This window comes from Mycobacterium sp. TH-M15 (genome assembly GCF_057473705.1).
The window spans coordinates 1-1,859 of record NZ_JBYCLB010000290.1 but is presented as its reverse complement, the minus strand read 5'-3'; the positions used below and the strand labels follow the sequence as shown (position 1 = coordinate 1,859).

Here is a 1,859-nt window from a genome sequence, read left to right as displayed (position 1 = left end):
GGTCACTCCCACGGCACGCGCTCGACTGCTGCGCGCCGTCGAACGCGGGGAGTCGGCAGACACCAAGGGTGTTCAGCTGACGCGTGCGGCTCTGCTGCGCAACGCGGGGCTCGACGAGCGCCCGGCCGCGGCGGCGGCGATCGCGGCGGGCGCGACCTACACCGAGGTCGGCGCGGTGCTGGGGATGACCCAGCAAGGCGCGAGCGCGCGGATCCGCCCCTACTTGGCCGGGCCCACCGCCGACGGGAGCCGCACGTGAGCGGCCCGGAGCAGGCTGCGGTGGAGCGGCACGTCGTCGTCATCACCCCGGCGGGGTCGTTCACCGCGACCGGCGATCGGCTCACGGGGCCCGTCGACGCGGTGGACAAACTCGAGAAGCTGATCGACTGGGCACACCAGCGCGGCGGACTGCGGGCGCTTCCTGCGGAGGGCGAGGGGGATCCGGAGCCGGCGCGTCTGTGGCTGGTCGGAGGAGCAGGAGCCCTGCTGGCTGGCGACCCGGCCGGCGTCGACGTCACCGACGGGATCGGACAGGCGCTCGCACCGTTGGTGACCCGCGGCTGGGAGCTGAGCGCTCGGCCGACACGGGCGCTGATGCTGAGCCGCGGTCAAGGCGCTCAACGTATTTGCGTGGAAGTGCTCGCCGAGAGTGAGCCATGGCTCGCGGCCGGCCAGCAGCCCGTCTTCGAGGACGCCGCCGAACTGGGGCGACGTCTCCGGCGTTGGTACGCGACGCTCGGAGTGTTGCCCGGCACCAGTGCGGTGGCCTCAGCGGCGGTCCTCAGCGAGGGCATCATGCGCGCCCGAACCGGTCGCCGCGGAGCGGTGGTCACCACCACGGGTGCCCTGCCGGCGTGGGTGCAACCCGAGGTCAGGATCCAGCCGACCTGGTGCGCCTCATCCGCACAGGTCGAGCAGCAGTTCGAGCGCTCCGATGAACTCGTCTGCCTGACCCAGCAGTGCCCGCAGCTGGCCTCGGCGGGGATGCTCACCCTCGGTTACGGCCAACCTCAGTCGCTCGACGCCGCGGCCGCGGTCAACGCCGTCGCGGGCCCGAAGCGGCCCTTCGGGGTGTGGCGCGCGACGCTGCCCGCCGGCGACGGCCTGGCGCTCCCGGAGATGCTGCCGCTTCCGCATCCGCACATGCGTCCCGACCACGCGGTCCAGGCCTGGCTGAGCACCGAGGACCTCGACGGTCTAACGAAGGACGTCCGCGACGGCGGCGCCGGGTTGACCATCGAGCAGCTCGACATCGACGAGGCGATCGTCTGGCCGCAGCAGGGGCGAATCCTGGAGGCGTGGGCGACTCGGCTACGGGAGGCCCGAGAAACGTTCCGTGACGAATCGACGCTGCAGCATCTGGTCGAGTCCGCGGCCGCCGGGTACATCACCGCCCTCGCCGATCCGCGCGCGTGGGATGAGGGCCTCGCCTGGCGGCGGCACTTTCAGCCGGCGTGGACCGCGGCGATCTCCGCTCACACTCGATTCCGCGGTAGACGGGCCGCCATGCGGATCGCCCGCGAATACCGGTCCTGGCCCGTCTACCTCCGTGACGCCGACATGCTCTACACACCGGGTCGAGACGACACCACCGGGGCGCCAATCGACCTGGCGGACACCCACACTCGGCTCGGGCGTCTTGAGGCCACCCGCCGTGCCGAGCTGACCGACAGGATCGTGCTGGCCGTGCTGCTGGCCGAATCCACCCGCGACGTCGCCGCGGCTTTCACCGAAGCACTGGGGCTCGACGAGGGTTCCGCCGTGAAGGAGCTGGCGGCGGCGCCAACGACGGACGCCGAGGCCGAGGTGACCGCCGGGAGTGACACCGCGCCGACGCTGGAAGCCACCAACGAGCAAGC

Annotated in this window: 2 pseudogenes; both read left to right on the top strand. The window is 72.2% G+C overall.

Annotated features, from left to right (window positions below):
* Positions 1-259, top strand: a pseudogene (locus AC2VNT_RS06880) (Fis family transcriptional regulator); the annotation flags it as partial.
* Positions 256-1,859: pseudogene (locus AC2VNT_RS06875) on the top strand (hypothetical protein); the annotation flags it as partial. The pseudogenes AC2VNT_RS06880 and AC2VNT_RS06875, both read left to right, overlap by 4 nt.